The 18234-nt window shown below is 66.9% G+C and carries 16 protein-coding genes and 1 pseudogene; 2 read left to right on the top strand and 15 right to left on the bottom strand.

From position 1 onward, the window contains the following. Positions 1-56: 56 nt before the first annotated feature. The 6 genes from ACIP5Y_RS23070 to ACIP5Y_RS23045 form a co-directional block, all read right to left on the bottom strand. The gene (locus tag ACIP5Y_RS23070; protein ID WP_400352555.1) at positions 57-992 is read right to left on the bottom strand and encodes a TauD/TfdA dioxygenase family protein; all 936 of its coding nucleotides are present in this window, start codon (positions 990-992) and stop codon (positions 57-59) included. A gap of 25 nt (positions 993-1017) precedes the next feature. After that, positions 1018-2364, bottom strand: a complete 1347-nt coding sequence (locus tag ACIP5Y_RS23065) for an LLM class flavin-dependent oxidoreductase (RefSeq protein ID WP_400352554.1) — start codon at positions 2362-2364, stop codon at positions 1018-1020. A 27-nt stretch (positions 2365-2391) separates the two neighbouring features. Further along, positions 2392-3165, bottom strand: coding sequence for an ABC transporter permease (locus ACIP5Y_RS23060; protein ID WP_400353865.1), 774 nt, complete (start codon positions 3163-3165; stop codon positions 2392-2394). Between the two features lie 289 nt (positions 3166-3454). Further along, on the bottom strand, positions 3455-4294 hold the full coding sequence (locus tag ACIP5Y_RS23055) for an ABC transporter ATP-binding protein (protein ID WP_400352552.1): 840 nt from the start codon (positions 4292-4294) through the stop codon (positions 3455-3457). Further along, on the bottom strand, positions 4291-5367 hold the full coding sequence (locus ACIP5Y_RS23050) for an ABC transporter substrate-binding protein (protein WP_400352550.1): 1077 nt from the start codon (positions 5365-5367) through the stop codon (positions 4291-4293). The genes ACIP5Y_RS23055 and ACIP5Y_RS23050 overlap by 4 nt, the downstream gene beginning before the upstream one ends. A 294-nt stretch (positions 5368-5661) precedes the next feature. After that, positions 5662-6387 carry an IclR family transcriptional regulator gene (locus ACIP5Y_RS23045; RefSeq protein WP_400352548.1) on the bottom strand — a complete coding sequence of 242 codons (726 nt, stop codon included), beginning with the start codon at positions 6385-6387 and terminating at the stop codon, positions 5662-5664. Positions 6388-6839: 452 nt separating this feature from the next. Between ACIP5Y_RS23045 and ACIP5Y_RS23040 the strand changes: the two are divergent. Beyond that, a pseudogene (locus tag ACIP5Y_RS23040) lies at positions 6840-7172 on the top strand (transglycosylase family protein); the annotation flags it as partial. 81 nt (positions 7173-7253) lie between these two features. Here the strand turns inward: ACIP5Y_RS23040 and ACIP5Y_RS23035 are convergent. The 9 genes from ACIP5Y_RS23035 to ACIP5Y_RS22995 all read right to left on the bottom strand — a co-directional run bounded on the left by ACIP5Y_RS23035 (position 7254) and on the right by ACIP5Y_RS22995 (position 17257). Continuing rightward, the gene (locus ACIP5Y_RS23035; RefSeq protein WP_400353864.1) at positions 7254-8036 is read right to left on the bottom strand and encodes an ABC transporter ATP-binding protein; all 783 of its coding nucleotides are present in this window, start codon (positions 8034-8036) and stop codon (positions 7254-7256) included. Between the two features lie 113 nt (positions 8037-8149). Next, positions 8150-9208 (bottom strand): ABC transporter substrate-binding protein, encoded by a 1059-nt coding sequence (locus ACIP5Y_RS23030; protein WP_400352547.1) that lies wholly within the window; start codon positions 9206-9208, stop codon positions 8150-8152. Next, positions 9205-10032: an ABC transporter permease gene (locus ACIP5Y_RS23025; protein WP_400353862.1), complete on the bottom strand. Its 828-nt coding sequence runs from the start codon at positions 10030-10032 to the stop codon at positions 9205-9207. The genes ACIP5Y_RS23030 and ACIP5Y_RS23025 overlap by 4 nt, the downstream gene beginning before the upstream one ends. A 180-nt stretch (positions 10033-10212) precedes the next feature. Beyond that, positions 10213-11763 (bottom strand): flavin-containing monooxygenase, encoded by a 1551-nt coding sequence (locus ACIP5Y_RS23020; RefSeq protein ID WP_400352545.1) that lies wholly within the window; start codon positions 11761-11763, stop codon positions 10213-10215. Next, positions 11760-12374, bottom strand: a complete 615-nt coding sequence (locus ACIP5Y_RS23015) for an SRPBCC family protein (RefSeq protein WP_400352543.1) — start codon at positions 12372-12374, stop codon at positions 11760-11762. The genes ACIP5Y_RS23020 and ACIP5Y_RS23015 overlap by 4 nt, the downstream gene beginning before the upstream one ends. Before the next feature lie 29 nt (positions 12375-12403). Beyond that, positions 12404-13966 carry a flavin-containing monooxygenase gene (locus ACIP5Y_RS23010; RefSeq protein ID WP_400352542.1) on the bottom strand — a complete coding sequence of 521 codons (1563 nt, stop codon included), beginning with the start codon at positions 13964-13966 and terminating at the stop codon, positions 12404-12406. Next, entirely contained in the window at positions 13963-15513 is a 1551-nt protein-coding gene (locus tag ACIP5Y_RS23005; protein ID WP_400352540.1) for a flavin-containing monooxygenase, read from the bottom strand. The genes ACIP5Y_RS23010 and ACIP5Y_RS23005 overlap by 4 nt, the downstream gene beginning before the upstream one ends. A gap of 8 nt (positions 15514-15521) precedes the next feature. After that, positions 15522-16403, bottom strand: coding sequence for an SDR family NAD(P)-dependent oxidoreductase (locus tag ACIP5Y_RS23000; RefSeq protein WP_400352538.1), 882 nt, complete (start codon positions 16401-16403; stop codon positions 15522-15524). Beyond that, positions 16400-17257 (bottom strand): SDR family NAD(P)-dependent oxidoreductase, encoded by an 858-nt coding sequence (locus tag ACIP5Y_RS22995; protein WP_400352536.1) that lies wholly within the window; start codon positions 17255-17257, stop codon positions 16400-16402. Before ACIP5Y_RS22995 ends, ACIP5Y_RS23000 begins: the two co-directional genes overlap by 4 nt. Before the next feature lie 274 nt (positions 17258-17531). On the opposite strand from ACIP5Y_RS22995, the gene ACIP5Y_RS22990 reads away from it, so the two are divergent. Then, a complete protein-coding gene (locus ACIP5Y_RS22990; RefSeq protein ID WP_400352535.1) occupies positions 17532-18203 on the top strand; it encodes a TetR/AcrR family transcriptional regulator in 672 nt (223 codons plus the stop codon). The last annotated feature ends 31 nt before the right edge of the window (positions 18204-18234 follow it).

The raw sequence follows: 18234 nt of genomic DNA, 5'->3' as shown, positions 1-18234 counted from the left end.
ATGCAGGACTCGGTGGCCGTCGTGATGAACACGACGGCCACCGAGGCGTTTGCTGCTCAGTCGGCGGAGCCGACGAACTTCGCACCGGCGATGGAGCGGGATGGCTCACCGTCTACGCCGACCGGGATATCGCCCTCCAGGGTGGTGCGGTAGAGCACTCGGGTCACGTCGAGATGAGCGAGGTCGCTCGGCGCGAGGTGGGCGGTGGCCCGGTTGTCCCAGAACGCGAGACTGCCCTGCTGCCAACGGAATCGGACGGTGTAGGCCGGGTCGGCGAGTTCGGCGTACAGGAGTTCGAGCAGGGCGTCGCTCTGGCGCGGGGTGAGTCCGATGATGCGGGTGGTGAAGCCCGGATTCACGAACAACACCCGCTCGCCGGTCACCGGATGCACTCGCACCACCGGGTGCTCGGTGACCAGCGGGGCGGCTTCGACGCGCTTGGCGTAGGTGCTCTCCGGATCCCACAACGGCTGCTTGCCGCCGAAGCGGTGCTCGGCCCGCAGGCCGTCCAGGAACGACTTGAGTGAATCGGGCAGGCCCTCGTAGACGGCTGCGAGGTTGGTCCATTGGGTGTCGCCGCCGCGTTCCGGTGCGATCTCGGCGCGCAGCAGTGAGGCGGCCGGCGGATTGATCAGTGCGGAGACGTCGGTGTGCCAGCGATTGGTGTAGCTGTATTTCCGCTTCCCGAAACGCTTTTCATACAGCCGGCTGTCGACAGCCAGGATCTCCGGAGCCTCGGTGGGCGCGTCTTCGTCATAGGGATGCGAAGGCGTCACCGCACCGAACCGTCGTGAGAAGGCGATCTGCTCGGCGTGCCCGATCTGCTGATCGCGGAAGAACAGCACTTTGTATTCGTGCAAGGCCGCGGTGAGCACGCGGATCTGTTCGTCGGTGAACTCGTCGCGCAGATCGATACCGGTGATCTCGGCCCCGATATGCCCGGCGACCGGTTCGATACGGAATGTGGTGACCGGGTTTTCGACTGTGGTCATGGAGATTCCTTCCTGTTTCCTGCGATCAGGCCGTGGCCTGGGTCCGGGTGGGCGCGAACTGGCTTTCCACGGGGTCGAGCCCGTAATGCCCGCGCAGGGTGGTGGCGGTGTAGTCGGTGCGGAAGAGCCCGCGCTCCTGCAGAATCGGCACCACCTGATCGACGAAGTCCTCCAGTCCGCCGGGCAGATACGGCGGCATGATGTTGAATCCGTCGGCCGCGCCCTGCTCGAACCAGGTCTGCAGTTCATCGGCGATCTGCTCGGGCGTGCCGGCGAAGGTGCGGTGCCCGCGACCGCCGCCGAGCTTGCCGATGAGTTGGCGCACGGTCAGCTCTTCCTTCTCGGCGAGTTCCTTCACGAGGGTGAATCGGCTCTTGCCGCCTTGGATTTCGCTCTCGGCGGGCAGCGGAGGCAGGGGCGCGTCGAGGGCATGCTCGGTGAGATCGATGCCCAGCAGATTCGACAGTTGCCGCAACGCGTAATCGGGGGAGATGAGGTCGGTGAATTCCTGTTCCAGCGCCCGCGCCTCGGCTTCGGTATCGGCGATGAACGGCACCAGCCCCGGCAGCACCTTCAATTCGCCGGCCGAACGCCCGTACTTGGGCAGTCGCGATTTGAGGTCGCGGTAGAACTGTTGTCCTTCTTCGAGGGTGCGCTGCGCGGTGAATACGGCCTCGGCATACTGGGCGGCGAATTCCTTGCCGCTCTCGGAGGATCCGGCCTGCACCAGCAGCGGCCGCCCCTGCGGGCTGCGCGGCGAGTTCAACGGCCCGCGCACCTTGAACCGTTCGCCCTGGTAGTCGAGCGTGTGCACCTTGTCGGGGTCGGCGAAGATGCCGGTCTCGGGATCCAGCACCACCGCATCGGATTCCCAGCTGTCCCAGAGCTGAATGGCCAGGTCCACGAATTCCTGGGCGCGTTCGTAGCGGCGGGCGTGCTCGGGAATCGAGTCGTAGCCGTAGTTGAACGCCTCGTCCTCACTGCCGGAAGTGACGATATTCCAGCCCGCCCGGCCATTGCTGATGTGATCGAGCGAGGCGAATTTGCGGGCGAGCGTGAACGGTTCGTTGTAGGTGGTCGACGCGGTGGCGATCAGTCCTACGTGTGCGGTGGCGGTGGCGATCGCCGAGAGCAGGGTGACCGGCTCGAAGACGGCGAGTGCATTGCGCTTGATCCGCGGTCCGATCGCCAGTCCGTCGGCGAAGAACACCGAATCCAGCTTCCCGCGCTCGGCAATGCGGCCCAGCTCCCGGAAATGCTCGACATCCAGCACCCGATGCTCCTCGGTGCGCGGATGCCGCCAGGCGGCCTCATGATGCCCGACGCCCATCAGGAAGGCATTGATATGAAAAGTCTTGTCCGACTGCGACATGGAGATGTGTATTCCTTCTGCGGTGTGTTACCGCTGCGTGCGCCACCGGGACAGGCGGCGTTCGATGGCGACGAGCACGCCGTTATAGGCGAGCCCCACCAGGGAGATGGCGAGAATCCCGGCATACATATCCGGAATCTCGAAGTTCTGCTGTGCCGCGGTGATGAGATAACCCAAACCCGAGCGCGCACCGGCCATTTCGGCGGCGATGAGCACCAGAATGGACGCCGACGCCGCCATCCGCAGACCGGTGAAGATCGCGGGCACCGACGCGGGCAGAATCACCTTCTGGAACAACCGGAGCGGTGAGAATCCCAGCGACACCGCGGATTTGATGAGCAGCGGTTCGACGGTCCGGACACCGCTGATGGTATTGAGCAGGATCGGGAAGAACGCCGCATAGACCACCAGCGCGATCTTGGAGGTCTCACCGATACCGAGAATCAGAATGAACACCGGCAGCAGGGCGAGCGCGGCGGTATTGCGGAACAGCTCGAGCACCGGATTCAGCAATTCGGCCACCGGCCGATACCAGGCAATGGCCACACCCGCCGGCACCGCCACGACCAGTGCGATGGCGAACCCGGCCAGTGACCGCGTCAGACTGGTGGAAATGTGCTCCCACATCTGCCCGTTGCGGATCAACTCCCACGCGGCCTGCACCACGGTGGAGAACGGCGGCAGAAAGATCGGATCGACCAACCCCACCCGCGGCGCCACTTCCCACAGCGCGAGGAAGGCCGCGATCACCAAGGTGGGCTTGAGAATCCGCCACCCGAGCCGCCCGATAGCCCGGGCAATCCGTGCCGCGAACGCTGCACGGCTCACCCGTTCGGAGGTCGTGTCGTCCGCATTGCCCGCGTCGCCGGTGGCGCTGCCTTCCGGTGAGGGCCCTGCGATCTCGGTCGGTGCCGCCGCAGCGCCGGCTGTTCCGGTCGGGAGCGCTGCGGCCCGAGCCGATTCGAGATCTGCCGCGGCCCCGGCGATGCTTGACGCCTGCTGGACAGCTTCGGGTGCGGCAGTCTCGGCTGCCGCCGAGACTGCCGGATCGGGCAGCAGCCGGGGCGTTTCCGCGTCGATGTGCAGTGCGCTAGACATGGGGGGACCTCCTGTCGGTGGCGGCCAGGGCGGCCTGCTCCAGGTCCTGGGCGCGGGCGACCTCGTCGTGCAGCAGCGTCCAGATGTGGTGGCGGATCTCGCGGAAGCGTTCGCTGGAGCGGATGTCCTCGGTGGTGTCGCGGTCGAGGTCGATATCGATCACGGCCTTGATCCGCCCGGGTCGCGAGGTCAGCACGGCTACGCGCTGGCCGAGGTAGACGGCCTCGTCGATGCCGTGGGTGATGAACAGGATGGTCTTGCCGGTGGTCTGCCAGATGCGGAGCAGTTCGTCCTGCAACGATTCCCGGGTCTGCGCGTCCAGCGCCGCGAACGGCTCGTCCATCAGCAGCACCTCCGGATCGAAGGCCAGGCTGCGGGCGATGGCGACACGCTGCTTCATCCCGCCGGACAATTCGTGCGGGTAGCGGTCGCCGAATCCGGCCAGGCCCACCAGTTCCAGATAGTGTTCGGCGATCCCGCGCCGCGCCCGCCGGCGAATTCCCTTGGCCTCCAAGCCGAATTCGATATTCGCCCGTGCGGACCGCCACGGCAGCAGCGCGTACTGCTGGAAGACGATCCCGCGATCCAGCCCGGGTCCCGTCACCTGGACGCCGTCGAGCAGGATCTGCCCGCCGCTGGGCTGGGTCAGCCCGCCCAGCAGATCCAGCAGGGTCGACTTGCCCGAGCCACTCGGCCCGACCAGTACCAGGAATTCCCCGTCGCGCACGTCCACGCTGATGTCGTCGAGCGCGGTGAACGCGCTCTTCTCCCCGCGGACCCGGAATTCCTTGCGGACCCCGGTGAGCGCGAGTTTGATTGCGGTATCACTCATTTCGCGATGTCCTCACCGCTCGGACCGCTGGTGGGCGGGTAGGTGCCGTTGGCGTAGGGGTTGAACTTGTTGGTGTAGATGTCCTTGGCGGCGATCTTCCCGGCGGGCAGCTGGCCGTTGCGTACGAGCCAGTCGATCCAGATCTGCAGTTCGCGGTCCTGGATCACCGCACCCGGCACCGGGACGCCGTAGGACTTGTAGTACTTCAGGAGATCGGCGTTCTCATTGCGCCCGCGCTTCTGGATGATCGAGGTCATCCGCGCCACCACCTCATCGTGCGGAGTCACCTGCAGCCAGCGCGTGGCCCGCGCGGTGCCCTGCACGAAATCGGCCACCGCGTCCGCATGGTGCTCGAGGTAGTCATTGCGGAAAACGTAAGTGCCGTAATCGAATTGCCCGAACAGATCTTTGTCGGTGTAGAGCGTGTGCACCCCGCCGCGCGCCACGGCGGTGTCCTGGAAGACACCGCCCAGCGCCGCCACGTCGATCTGGCCCTTGCGCAGCGCGTCCTCGGTATTGGCCGGCGGCAGCACCACCAGTTGCACCTGTTTGATCTCGTCATCGCTGAGGCCCTGATCGTGCAGCCACTGCCGGGTGACGAATTCGTGGTGCGCGCCCAGGGTATTGACGCCGACCTTCTTGCCGATGAGGTCGCGGGCGGTCTTGATGCCGGAGTCGTCGCGCACGAAGTAGCCGGTGAAGTTCTGCGCGTCCGCACCGTAGGAACTGAGCACCGAGGTCACCGGCGCGCCCCCGGTGATCAGCTTGATGACCGCCCCGTTGAACGCGCTGCCGAACTCGACCTGCTTGGTGGCCGCGGCCTGGATATTGGCCGGGCCACTGGTGGTGTCGCCCTCCCACTTCAGTTGGATCTTGGTGAAATAGCCCAGGTCGGCGGCCAGTTCGTAGGCCTCGACCTGGCCGGTGGTGCCCTGGTAGCGGACCACGGTCTTGCCGTCGGCGGTGGTGCCGGCGTCGGTTTTCGCGCAGCCGGACAGCACGGCCACGGCGGTGGAGACGGCGAATACGGCGGCCAGGGCGCGCCGCCGGCGCGGTCGGGTGAGGGAGTGCATGTGGACTCTTTCGATGAATACGTCTGTCGAGCAACGTGATTCGGGCATGGAGAGGCACAGGAAAGCCGCGGGGGCGTCCTGGTCTCGGTGAGCGGGCCGGGGAATTCGGCGCCGAATCAGGCGCGACAGCTACCGGGCGCGACGCGCATGAGGTCGACCGCGCGGCGCCGCGTGAAGGAAATGAAGGGGATCATTCCAGGTCCTTTGCAGGAGTACGGAAGTGGTAATGATCAGGTTGTTCTCATGGTGCGGTGCCCCGCGCCGCGGGGCAACCGCCATTTCACGATGTGGAAATCACCGTGAGCGTAATTCGGCCGCCAGTACCGATTCGAGATCGGTTGTGACGCCGCCGGTTTGGAACAAGGGCGCGATCCGGCCCGCGGCGATGCGCATGGCGGGCACCACGCTGCGCAACAGCTCGTCATCGAGCCGCGCCGAACGCGCCTGCACCGCCAGCGCGCCGCGCACCCGCCGATCACGGCCGAGGATCGGCACCGCGACCGCGCGGATCGGATCATCGGTCGGAATCAGCTCGGAGGCGAACCCGGTCCGGCGGACCCCGTCCTGATTGAGCAGCGCCTGCCCCGCCGCGCTGCTCCGCAGCGACTGCCGCGCCCGCGGCACTTGGTGATGGCAGAACGAGACCGGAGGGCGGGCCTGGAAGACCGTGACCGCATCGCGATGCTCGACCATGCTGACGCTGACGGTGATGCGGATCCCCGCGGCCAGCGCGAACAGGTGCGGGGCGGCCGAGTCCAGGCCCAGGCGGGTGAGGGCGGGCCGGGCGAGCGAAGCCAGGGTGTGTCCGACGCGGTAGCGGTCGGTCGCCGGGTCCTGTTCGAGCAGTCGCCCGCGCAGGAGGGCCTGGGCGAGCCGGTGCGTGGTGCTCAGCGGCAGATCGGCGAGCTGGGCCAGTTCGCTGAGGGTCAGCTCGGGATCGTCGCCCTCGAAGCAGGTGAGCACCGCTATTGCCCGGTCGACGGCGCGGGCGCCGGAACGTGGTTCATCGGTGGTGGTCATGGTGCCTCCTGCGGGCCCGGAAACGACGTCTCCGGAACTATCACCAGCTTGCTGACCTGGGGCAATGGTTGTACGCAAGGGGATCCGAGGGGTCTGCTCCGCACGATCGTCGCGTAAAGGTTCTGTATTACGCGATGCGGATCACGCATTTCTCGTGACCTCCGTCACAATTTCGCGTGCTAATTCCAGAACTGTAATTCGTGCGGCGTTCGATGCTATCTGCGAAAACTCCATAAGTATGGTCGAGATCGATTTGTCAACCCGCTGTGATCGCCCCGTGATTCAACGTGATTGTTCCGTTACCGTCGTTCTCGGCTCGGATCATGCCGAGCCCGAAATCGAATCGCCGAACACCGGCTAACCCGTCCCGCGATTCGAACGCAACCGACATCCCTGGGGACGGGAACCCGTGAGATTCACGGCGGGCGGTGGGCGCAGGCAGGGAATCCCATATGCATCGCAACCGGAAGCTCACCACCCGCATGCTCGCCGCCACCGCGGCCATCGGCGCACTCGTGTCGGTCCCGTTCGCGCTGTCCACCGCGACCGCCTCGGCCGCCGGACACGACTGGGACGCCGTCGCAAACTGCGAGAGCAGCGGAAACTGGGGCGCCAACACCGGCAACGGTTTCTATGGCGGCCTGCAGTTCACCCAGAGCACCTGGAACGCCTACGGCGGTAACGGTAGCGCCTCGAACGCCAGCCGTGACGAGCAGATCCGCGTCGCGGAGAACGTGCTCGCCGGCCAGGGCGCGGGCGCCTGGCCCGTCTGCGGCGCGTACCTCTAAGGCGCTCCGCTCGCATCACGAGCAAATCAATGGGCCCGCTTCGCCATCAGCGAAGCGGGCCCATTGCATTTCGAAAACCTATTTGTACGCGTCGTAGATCGCCTGCGCCAGTTCGGACTTCACCGACTGGAATTCGGGCGTCGCGATCACTCCGAGATCTCGCACGGCCTCGTCCCCGTCACCGGGGAGTTCGATGCGCCGATCGACGATGACACGTCCGGGCCGGGCGCTCATGACGAGTACCCGGGTCGAGAGGAATACCGCTTCCTCCACCGAATGGGTCACGAACACAATGGTTTTGCCCGCATCCCGCCACAGCCGCAGCAGCTCCACCTGCAGGCGCTCCCGAGTCAACTGGTCGAGCGCCCCGAAGGGCTCGTCCATGAGGACGATGCGCGGATCGTTGACCAGTACGCGCGCGATCTGCGCCCGCTGCTGCATACCGCCGGACAGCTCATAGGGCTTCTTGTCGCCCACATCGGCCAGCCCGACCAGCCGCAGCAGCCGCTCGGCCGCCACACGACGCGTCCGGCGGTCCACGCCACGGCATTTCGGGCCGAACTCGATATTGCCGCGCACCGACAGCCACGGATACAGCGTCGGCGACTGGAACACCACACCCCGATCCGGACTCGGCCCGGCCACCGGATCCGCACCCACCAGCAACGCACCGGTGGTGGGTTCGAGAAATCCGCCCAGCAGCTGCAGCAGCGTGGTCTTACCGCACCCGGAGGGCCCGACGATGCTGACGAACTCACCGGGTTCGATGACGAGATCGGTGGGGGCGAGCGCGACCGTATCACCGGTCGGCGTCACGTAGGTCTTGGAGACCTCCCTCAACACCACCCGATCATGCCGCACCGGCCCGGCGGACGCCGGGCCTCCGCTGGTGGTGGTCGTCGCTTGCTCACCCGCGCCGGCCGTCCGGCCGTCACGGGTGGCCGCTCTGGTCGTTCGGCCGGCTCGGGTGGTGATCACTTCGCGCTCACCGTGGTGGCGGCGTCGGCGTAGACCGCGGCCGCGTACTTGTCCGGGGTCGCGAGGCCCTGGATCTGGCCTTGGCTCAACAGGAACTGTGCCGTGCTCTGCAGATCCGACCCCAGCTGCTTGCCGAGGTAGGGTGCGCCGGCCTGGGCGGCGGCATCCAGGTAGGTGTATCCGGCGAGCTGCGCGCGGACCTCGTCGACGGGGACGCCGAGCTGTGCGGAGATGTGGGTCGCGGCGGCCTGCGGATCGGAGGTGAGCTGATGCACGGCCCAGTTCTGCGCTGCCGTCCAGACCGCGAGGAACTTCGGGTTGGCGGTCACGAACTCGGTGCGTGCGCCCTCGAGATCGTAGGTGGGTTTGCCGCCCTTGGCGGTATCGGCCGCGGTGGTCACCACGTGTCCGGTCTTCTGCAGCTGGGCCAGCGTCGGATCCCAGACGAAGGCCGCGTCGATGCCGCCGGTCTGCCAGGCGGCGAGGATCGCGTCGGGCTGCAGGTTGACCAGTGTCACGTCGCGTTCGATCCCGGCCGCAGCGAGCGCCGCCAGCAGGCTGTAGTGCGAGGTGCTGGCGAACGGCACGCCGATCTTCTTGCCCTTCAACGCCGCCACCGAGGTGATGCTCGCGTCCTTGGCGATCAGCGATTCGGCGGGCCCGATCACATCGTGGATCCACACGGCCTGCACCGGCAGGCTCAGCGGCGGCGAAACCGCCTGCGCCACAGCCGCACTGCCGAGCAGGCCCAGGTCCAGTGATTTGGCGCCGAACGCCTGCACGACCGTGGCCCCGGATGCGAACTTCGACCAGCTGATCTGGGCCTTGGGCAGGCAGGTTTCCAGCAGCCCGGCGTCCTTGACGATCAGATCGCCATTGGGAATGTCCTGGTATCCGATGCGCACCGCACCGGTGAAGCTGTCGTCCACCGCGACCGGGCAGTCGGCCTTGGCGCCGGTGCCGCTCGACTGATCACTGCGCCCGGACGACACACATCCGGCCAGGGCCACGGTGAGGACTCCGGCTACCGCCAACGCCACGAAACTGCGCTTCACGCTCTACCTTTCCACGGCACGAGGACCGCGCCTATCCACTTGATGACCGCGTCCAGAGCGAGCGCGGTGAGACCGATGACGATGATGCAGGCCACGGTGAGCGGCGTATTCAATTGCTGCCCCGCCAGATACGCGAGCCCGCCGATACCCGGAATGCCATTGTTGAGCTCGGCGGCGACCACGGTGGTCCAGGCGAAACCGACCGCCACCCGCACACCGCCGATGATCTCGGGCAAGGTGGACGGGAACAGCACCCGCGTGATCACCTGCAACCGGTTCGCGCCCAGGGAACGGGCCGCATTGATCCGATCCTGCGAAACACCCTGCACCCCTGCGACGGTCGAGATGACGATCGGCGGGAAGGCCGCGAGGAACAACAGCCAATCCTTGGAGGTGTCACCGATACCGAACCACACGATCAGTAGTCCGATATAGCCGAGCGGCGGCAGCATGCGCAGAAAGTTGAGGTACGGTTCGACGATCGCGCTGACCGCGCGGGAAGTGCCGAGCAGGAATCCGACCGGCGGCCCCAGCACTACCGCGGCCCCCGCCCCGATCCCGATGCGCTGCAGGCTCGCGACCAGATGCTCCCAGAGGAAGTAGTTCTGCTCCCCGCGCACCTGACGCGGCACACCCGGGGCGAGTTCGTGCTGGCTGTTGGCGCGCACGAACGCGTGCCACACCGCCTGCGGCGTCGGAAGGAATTGTGCGTCAACCAGTTTGGCGGCGCTGACCGCCCACCAGAGCGCCACGACCGCGACCAGTGAAACCAGCCGCACCACCAGCCCGCGCACCCGCACGCCACCCCGCCCGACCCGGAACACTCCGGACAGACGAGCCGAGGCGAGCGGCTCGCCGGTGACGGCAACGGTCGGTGATGGCGTCACGGTGCGCACTCGTCCTGTCTGCTCGGATAGCGGCGATCCCAGGCCGAGACCGTCCGGTCCGATCCTGGCCGCCGCGCCCCGCCAGGACGAGGTTCACACTCACCGTGATCGCAACTCCTACCGATACCGGTAGTCGTCCCGATCGAAACGCACCGCACGCCGATAGGTCTTCAGCAACGACCACGGCCGGATATAGGGCGACTTACCCTGCGAATTGACGAAGTAGCTGTTCGAGCCCTCGCAGCGAGTCTCCAGGTAATAGGCCAGATTCCGGCCGCTGCGCAGCATGTTGCGGTGGAACTCCTCCTGGGCCTCGGCCCGCACCTCCACCGACCGCGCCCCGCGCCGCCGCGTCTCGTCGATCACCGCGGCGATATGACGCATGGAGTTCTCGACGAAGTAATGGAACGCGGTACCCGTCCACGAATACGGGCCGATCATGATGAACCGATTCGGTATACCGGCCACCGAGGTGCTGTAGTACGCCTTCAACTCCTCGGTGTTGTAGAACAGGCCGAGGTCGAAGCCATTGCGGCCCAGTACCGTCCCCGGTTTGTAGCTCTCCGGATCGGAGAACACCTCGTATCCGGTCGAGAGCACCAGCGCGTCGATCGGCCGTTCGGTCCCGTCCGCGGTGCGGATACCGTCGGGCGTCACCTCCGCGATGCCGCTGGTGATGAGGTCGACATTGCCGCGATTGAGCGTCGGCAGATAGCCGCCACCGCAGCCGCCGCGAATGCAGACGATGCCGAATCCGGGCCGCAGCTTGTCGCGGGTCTGCTTGTCCTTCACCTTGATTCGCACCCAGCCCGCATACAGCTGCCGCCCGGCGGCATCGATACCGCGCGCACCCAGCCGCCACAACGGGTGTGGTGTGTAGACGGCGACGCGCAACAGCGAATCGATCAGCACCTGCGCGACGCCGTTGGCTGCGGCCGAACCGCCCGGCAGTGCCAGCAGTTGCTGCATCCATTTGCGCAGCACGAAGTCGGGTTTCGGCAGGTACACCTGTGGTGTGCGCTGGTAGATGTCCAGGCTCGCGACCTGCGGTGCGAGCTGGGGTGCGATCTGCATGGTGCTCGCACCGACCCCGATGATGGCGACCCGCTTTCCGGTGAAGTCGTAGTCGTGATTCCAGTCCGAGGGATGCATGGACACACCCTCGAAGGAACCGAGCCCCGGAATGTTCGGCGACAGTTTGGGATTGATGTAGGCCCCGACCGCGCTGATCACGAACCGCGCCGTGAGTACCTCACCGGATTCCAGGTGCAGCCGCCACAGGTCGTGGGTGTCGTCCCAGACCTCCTGCACGACATTGACGCCGAAACGCATGTGCCGCGGCAGGTCATGATCGGCGGCCACCTCTCGGAGGTACTCCAGGATCTGGTCGCGTTTGGCGAACAGCCGGTCCCAGTCGGGTTTGCGGGCGAAGGAGAACTGATAGGTGGTGGTGGGGATATCGCAGCCGGCATCGGGATAGTGGTGGCTGTACCAGGTCCCGCCGAGCCCGCCGACCCGGTCGACGATCAGGAAATCGTCGATCCCGATCTCCTGCAGTTTCACTCCGGCGCAGATGCCGCCGATACCCGCACCGATCACGATGACCTCGTGTTGCGGCGTTTCGAGGGTTTCGGCGAATTCGGTGTCGGCCGTCGAGGTTCGGGTCATCGGCCCTCTCCAGTGGTCGAGGTGGCCGCTGCACGTGCGCCGTTCGGTGGCACGGGGGTGAGGGTGGGTTGCCCGGCGGCGAGCGCGCGCAAGCGCTTGCGCATCCCCGGCCCGAACCCGATGTGATAGGCGAGTTTCCAGGCGGGCGGGAACCAGGTGGCGGCCCGCAATGGACCGCGTGGTGTGACCGCGACGGTCCACACGAGCTTGGTGCCGCCGCCGTCGATTTCGTCGAAGGTGACGTCCTCGGCGTATTGGCGCACCAGCAGGTATTGGCTCCAGTTGCCGCTGACCACCCCGAAGGTGATGCGCTTGTTCGGTTCGTACCGCCAGAAGTGTTCGCGTTCGATCCAGCCGAAGCGCCACGGATCGAACACCGATCCCATTTCGCGCACGACGCCCACCCCGCGCGCCGGTGAGTCGTAGCGCACGCCGACGCCGGGGAAGGGCAGCCACTTCCAGGCGTGATCATCGTCGAGAGCGGTCCAGACCGCGCTCGGAGGTGCGTCGAAACGGTATTCGGTCTTGAAAACCAGTGCGGCCGTGTCGAAGACGGAATCGTCGAGGGGCGTCGCGGCGTGCTGAGTGTGCAGGAAGGAGGTGAGTGGCATGGGAATCTCCGTTCGAGTGGGCCCAGCGGTCAGCGGCCGGCCGGAACCTGCGCAGCGGCGCTCCGCGGGGCGCCGCTGCGCAGGTTGGTGGTGTAGCTGTAGTGGTCGAGCGGGAAATGCCGGTTGCTCCACGCCATTGCGGCTTGCGTGGTGGCGCGGAAGGCGGGCCCGTCACCCTGATAGTTGATGTAGTAGGTGCGCGATTCGGCGCAGCCCTGCTGGAACAGGTAGGTGTTCTTGTTGCGGGCGTACATGCGCGCGAAGTAGTCATCGTGCGGTGCCTGGCGGATCTCGGCGCGGGTGGCGCCGCGCCGCCGCGATTCCGCGATGACTCGCGCGCTGTGCGCGGCCGTGGCTTCGATCAACGGGATGACCGAACCCGGCGCGTACCCGTAGGGCCCGAAGATATGGAACATGTTCGGGAAACCGGGCACCGAGACACCCTCGTAGGCCTGATAGAGCCGGGTGTCCCAGAACTCGCCGAGTTCGACTGCGCGGCAGCCGAATACCGGATACGGCGGTGTCGCGCCCTTGGCCATGACCTGGAACCCGGTGGCCGCCACGATCATGTCGAAGTCCCTGCCCCGACCGTCCTCGGTGACGATGCCGGTCTCGGTGAACCGCTGGATCGGGGTGGTGATCAGGTCGACGTGCGGTTGAGTGAAGGTCTTGAAGTAGGCGTTGGAGATGGAGGGCCGCTTGCATCCCAGCCGATAGGTCGGTGTCAGCCGCGCACGCAGGTCACGATCACGGATCTGCGTGAAAAGGTAGGCCTTCAAGAAGGTTTCGCCCGCGCCCAGCGCACCGGAGGTGAGTCGCGGATAATCCGAGAGCGCCAGCCCGAGACCCAGGAAGGCATTGACGGCCAGATTGCCGACCACCCGTACCGTCTGCTGTGCGGGCGCGAAGTCCAGGACCCGGTTGAGGCCCTCGCCCATGGCGAAGTCCGGCTTGGGCGCGACCCAGATGGCGGTGCGCTGGAACACCGTCAACTGCGCCACCTGTGCGGCCAGTTGCGGAATCACCTGCAGCGCCGTGGCTCCGGTGCCGATCACCGCGACGCGTTTACCGCGGTAGTCATAGGAGTGATCCCAGCGCGCGGTGTGCATGAGGGTACCGGTGTAGTCGCCGATCCCCTCGATATCCGGGGCCTTCGGCTGCTCGAGCACACCGACCGCGCTGATGACGTAGCGGGCGGTGATCTCCTCACCCGCCTCGGTGGTCACCCGCCACAGATCGGCGTCCTCATCGAACACCGCCTCCCGCGCCGCGCAGCCCAGCCGCAGCTTCGAGCGCAGGCCCTGGGCATCGGCGACCTCCTCGGCATAGCGCTGAATCTCGGTGCCGGGCGCGAAGAATCGCGACCAGCGGGAACGCTGCTGAAAGGAGAAGTTGTAGATGGGGGAGGGCACATCCACGGCGACACCGGGATAGGTATTGGCGTTCCAAGTGCCGCCCACCCGATCCCATTTGTCGATGATGAGGAAGTTCTCCACGCCCGCCTTACGCAGCGCGGTGCCCGCCCCGAGACCGCCGAAACCGGCGCCGACGATCAGCACCTCGTAAGTGGGCTGCGAGTTATCCGAACTCATGAATACTGCCTGTTCTGGGTCGGGGTGCGGGTTTCGTAGCGGTAGTCGTCGAGCGGAAAACGGCGATTGCCGCGCCGCGCCTCGAAGAATCCCGAGGGCCGCACATAGGTGGTGTCGCCCTGGGAGTTCCGGTAATAGGTAGGCACGTGTGCGTTGAGTTCGGCCAGGTAGTAGCGCAGGGAGGCGCCGCGCCGGTAGATCGTGCGGTGATAGGCGTCGGCGGCGTCCTTGCGGATCTCGCACACCGCGGCACCGCGGCGGCGGGTCTCGGTGATGGCCCGCACCGCGTGATCGGCGGTCATCTCCACGAAGGCGTGCCAGCCCGATCCGGTCCAGGAATACGGGCCGACCAGCGTCCACCGGTTCGGCAGGCCCGGCACCGAGACGCTCTGGTAGGCCTGCAACCCTTCCTCGCTGTAGAACTTGGCGAGGTCGAAGCCATTGCGGCCCAGAATGGTTCCCGGCCGATAGGTTTCCGGATCGGAGAACACCTCGTACCCGGTCGCGAGCACGAGCGCGTCGAAGCCGTGCAGCGTGCCGCCGGTGGTGCGCACGCCGGTGCGGGTGATCTTCTCGATCGGTTCGGTGATCAGATCGACGTTGTCGCGGTTGTAGGCCTGCAAGTAGCTGTTGGACATGGTGGGGCGCTTGGCGAGCACCCCGAAATTCGGTGTGAGGCGCTGCCGCGTGCGGGGATCGGTGACCACCCGGGCCAGGTATCGGCGGTAGAGGGCCTGGCAGGCGGCGTCGAACCGGTCCATGAGCGGATGCATGACGCCACCCGGCAGACCCACCACCGCACGCAAGGCGAGATCGATGACCACCAGCGCACTGCCGTGCACCGCGGGCTGCACGCCCGGGATGCGCAGGATCCGCTGGGCCGCCGCCGGTATCGGGAAGTCCGGTTTGGGCAGCGTCCACACCGGTGTGCGCTGGAAGACGGTGAGATGGCCGACCCGCGGTGCGATAGCCGGAATGATCTGCACCGCACTGGCTCCGGTGCCGATGATGCCGACGCGCTGACCGGTGAGGTCGTAGTCGTGATCCCAGGAGCTGGGCCGTTGCACCACGCCTTTGAACGAGCGTGCCCCGGGAATGCCGACGTCTTCCTTCGGCCGTACGAAGGCGCCGACGGCACTGATCAGGAAGCGGGCCGTGACCACGTCCCCGTCGGCGAGATGCAGTCGCCAGCAGCCGCCGTCCTCGTCCCACTCCTCGCGGTCGACGCGGGCGCCGAAACGCACCCGCTCGTGCACGCCGAAGCGGTGCGCCACCTCCACGTGATAGCGCTTGACCTCCGCGCCGAGCGGGAACATGCGGCTCCAGCCGGCATTGCGGGCGAAGGAGTATTGGTAGGCCAGCGCCGGAATATCCACGCCCAGACCGGGATAGTGGTTCTCGTGCCAGCTGCCGCCCACTTCGTCGGCGCGTTCGAGCACGACGAAATCGTCGATGCCGGCTTGGCGCAGCTTGACCGCAGCGGCGATGCCGCCGGGGCCCGCGCCGATCACCGCCACCTCGAAGTGCGGGTCGGATGTGTCGTTCATCGGTTGCCTCACTTGGTGATTCGATTCAGCAGTGGTTGCACGCGCGGCAGCAGCGGTTGCACGCGCGGGAGCAGCGCATCGGCGAGTGCGAAGCTGCCCAGCCGACCGGCCAGGCGCATGGCGGCGGGGGAGAGCCGGAACAGGCCGTAGGCCAGCCACGCTTCCGGATTCACCGGCACCACCGCGCTGTCGCGGCGCACCGCGCGCTCGATGGCACGGGCCACCTTGTCCGGGCCCGCGAACGCCAGCTGCTGCACGCTGCCGGTGCCCGAACGCCAGGCCGCCTGCTCGGAGTCGCTCAGACCGGCGCGTTCACCATGGGCGAGCAGATCCGTGCGGATGGCGCCCGGGCAGATGGCGGTGACGCCGATCCCGTGGCGGCGCAACTCGACTCGCAGTGACTGCGAGGCCATCAGCACCGCCGCCTTGGCGGAGGCGTAGGCCGGAATCAGCCGGGCCGGGAAGAAGGCCGCGGCGGAGGACAGGTTGACGATGTGGCCGTGCACGCCGGCATCGATCATCTGCCGGGCGAAGACCCGGGAACCATGGACGATGCTCATAAGATCGATGTCGATCGTGCGTTGCCACTGGGCCGCGCTGGTCTCGGCGAAGCCGCCGGTGTCCATGACTCCGGCATTGTTGACGAGGATGTCGGCGGGCCCGAACTCGCGTCCGCACCAGTCGGCGAATTCCTGCCAGCGGTCTTCGTCGGCGACGTCGAGACGGTAGGCGTGGGCGAGGCCGCCGGCCGCGGTGATCGCGGCGGCCACGACGATCGCCGCGGGTTCGTCGATATCGGCGATGATCACTCGATCACCCTGTGCGGCAAACAGTTCCGCGGTAGCGCGCCCGATGCCCGCGGCGCCGCCGGTCACGATCACGGTTCTCATCGCCGCCCGCCCAGCACTCGATCCGACAGGGCGACGGCCTGTTCGGCCAGCGGCATGGCGAGCAGGCCGCTGATTCCGCGCACGAGTTGCGGGGACAGCCGCGAGGCATACCAGCCGGCCCAGGCCTCGATACCGACCGGCACGGTGGCCAGGTTCCAGCGCACGGCGCGTTCGACCGCGGCTGCCACCCGGTCGGGGGAGCGGCCGAAGAAACGCTGGGCGCGATCGAGTTTCGCGGCCCAGGTCGCCTCGGCGGCGTCGTCGGCTCCGGCGAGAGTGCCATTGGCCGAGAGCGCCGTGGAGATGAGGCCCGGGCAGACGGCGCTGACTCCGATTCCGGCGCCGGCGAATTCGGCGCGCAGCGCCTGGGTGCCCATCCACGCCCCGGCCTTGGCCGTCACATAGGAGGGGGCCAGCGAGGTCGGCAGGAAGGCGCCGACCGAGCAGATGTTCACGATGTGCCCGCGGACGTGCGCATCGGCCATGCGCTGCACGAAGACTCGGGAACCCAGCAGCGGGCCCAGCATGTTGATGGCGATCATGCGCCGCCAGTCGGCGCCGGATTGTTCCAGGAAGCCGCCGGAGATGAGGATCCCGGCATTGTTGACCACCACGGTGGGCACGCCGTGATCTCGGCAGATGCGCTCGGCGAACTCGTCCCAGGCCTCTGCGTCGGCGACATCGAGGCGGTGGAATTCGGCGCGCCCGCCGGCCGCGCGGATCTGCCCGACCGCCGAAATGCCGGTGCGCTCATCGATATCGGCGACGATCACGGTGTGCCCGCGGCGCGCGAAGCGCAGTGCGATGGCGCGGCCGATACCGCTGCCCGCTCCCGTCACCACTGTTACCGGCATGGCCATGGCCTCCGCGAGGTGCGAGCGGACGGAGATTGCTGGGTCATGTGGTGACTCCCTTGTCGGACCCGGAAACATGCGTCTCAGACGATTACGCGGGATCTATCGATCACGGAAACTGGTGAGCATATGGAAGTTGTGACCGTGGGCTGGGCCTGCGGTCAATTAGATGACGGCTGTGTCAGCTAAAGTACACCCGTCTGGGACGGCTGGGCAAGAGCTGTCCGGCTGTCGCCTGCGTCCGTCGGGGCTTGTGCCGCATACGATGTGCTGGATGACCGAAGCAGCCAAGCCCGCTCGCGGCCCCGGCCGGCCGCGGGACGAACGCAACTCCGAGCGCCGCCGCCGCGAACTGATCGAGGCCGCCTACCGGGTGTTCACCACCAAGGGCTACGCCGCGGCCACCGCGGCCGATATCGCCACCGAGGTGGGCGTCGGCTACGGCACCTTCTACCGCTACTTCGACAGCAAACGCGCCATCCTCGACGATGTCGTGGACTACGGACTGGACCGCATCCTCAGCGAAATCGTCGGCGACCTGTTCGAACCCGGCCTCGCCGATCTCGAGATCACCCTGGAATCGCTGGTGGGAGCGTGGGTTTCGGCCGTGGACCGGATGTGCCACATCGCCGAATCCGAACCGGCGCTGATGCGCGCGCTGCTGTTCGACCTCACCGGCATCGACGACGACCTCAATGCGCGGCTGCTCGGCATGGGCGGGGTGCTGGGCGCGACACTCGAACGGCTGCTGGCCCGGGCGGTCGACGCCGGTGTGCTGCGCGCGGATCTGGATGCGGCCAATGTGGCCTGGATGTTGATGGCGCTCACCATCCCTCCGGTCATGCGGACCCTGCAGGGTGAAGGCGAACTCGACCGCCGCCGCTACGCCGATACGGTGGTGGCCGTGCTGTCGCCGGGGCTGCGGGTCACCACGAATCCGGATTAGCCGACATCCACGTCTGTTAATCTCGGCCGCA

Source organism: Nocardia sp. NPDC088792 (assembly GCF_044750615.1).
Lineage (GTDB): Bacteria > Actinomycetota > Actinomycetes > Mycobacteriales > Mycobacteriaceae > Nocardia.
Note: the sequence above shows the minus strand (reverse complement) of the source record. Positions and strands in the feature narration are given on the sequence as shown.

Coding starts and splice junctions, on each gene's coding strand:
- ACIP5Y_RS23010 (WP_400352542.1), bottom strand. CDS start 13,966: ATGAGTTCGGATAACTCGCAGCCCACTTACGAGGTGCTGATCGTCGGC.
- ACIP5Y_RS23045 (WP_400352548.1), bottom strand. CDS start 6,387: ATGACCACCACCGATGAACCACGTTCCGGCGCCCGCGCCGTCGACCGG.
- ACIP5Y_RS23055 (WP_400352552.1), bottom strand. CDS start 4,294: ATGAGTGATACCGCAATCAAACTCGCGCTCACCGGGGTCCGCAAGGAA.
- ACIP5Y_RS23000 (WP_400352538.1), bottom strand. CDS start 16,403: ATGAGAACCGTGATCGTGACCGGCGGCGCCGCGGGCATCGGGCGCGCT.
- ACIP5Y_RS23050 (WP_400352550.1), bottom strand. CDS start 5,367: ATGCACTCCCTCACCCGACCGCGCCGGCGGCGCGCCCTGGCCGCCGTA.
- ACIP5Y_RS22990 (WP_400352535.1), top strand. CDS start 17,532: ATGACCGAAGCAGCCAAGCCCGCTCGCGGCCCCGGCCGGCCGCGGGAC.
- ACIP5Y_RS23065 (WP_400352554.1), bottom strand. CDS start 2,364: ATGTCGCAGTCGGACAAGACTTTTCATATCAATGCCTTCCTGATGGGC.
- ACIP5Y_RS23070 (WP_400352555.1), bottom strand. CDS start 992: ATGACCACAGTCGAAAACCCGGTCACCACATTCCGTATCGAACCGGTC.
- ACIP5Y_RS23020 (WP_400352545.1), bottom strand. CDS start 11,763: ATGACCCGAACCTCGACGGCCGACACCGAATTCGCCGAAACCCTCGAA.
- ACIP5Y_RS22995 (WP_400352536.1), bottom strand. CDS start 17,257: ATGCCGGTAACAGTGGTGACGGGAGCGGGCAGCGGTATCGGCCGCGCC.
- ACIP5Y_RS23005 (WP_400352540.1), bottom strand. CDS start 15,513: ATGAACGACACATCCGACCCGCACTTCGAGGTGGCGGTGATCGGCGCG.
- ACIP5Y_RS23015 (WP_400352543.1), bottom strand. CDS start 12,374: ATGCCACTCACCTCCTTCCTGCACACTCAGCACGCCGCGACGCCCCTC.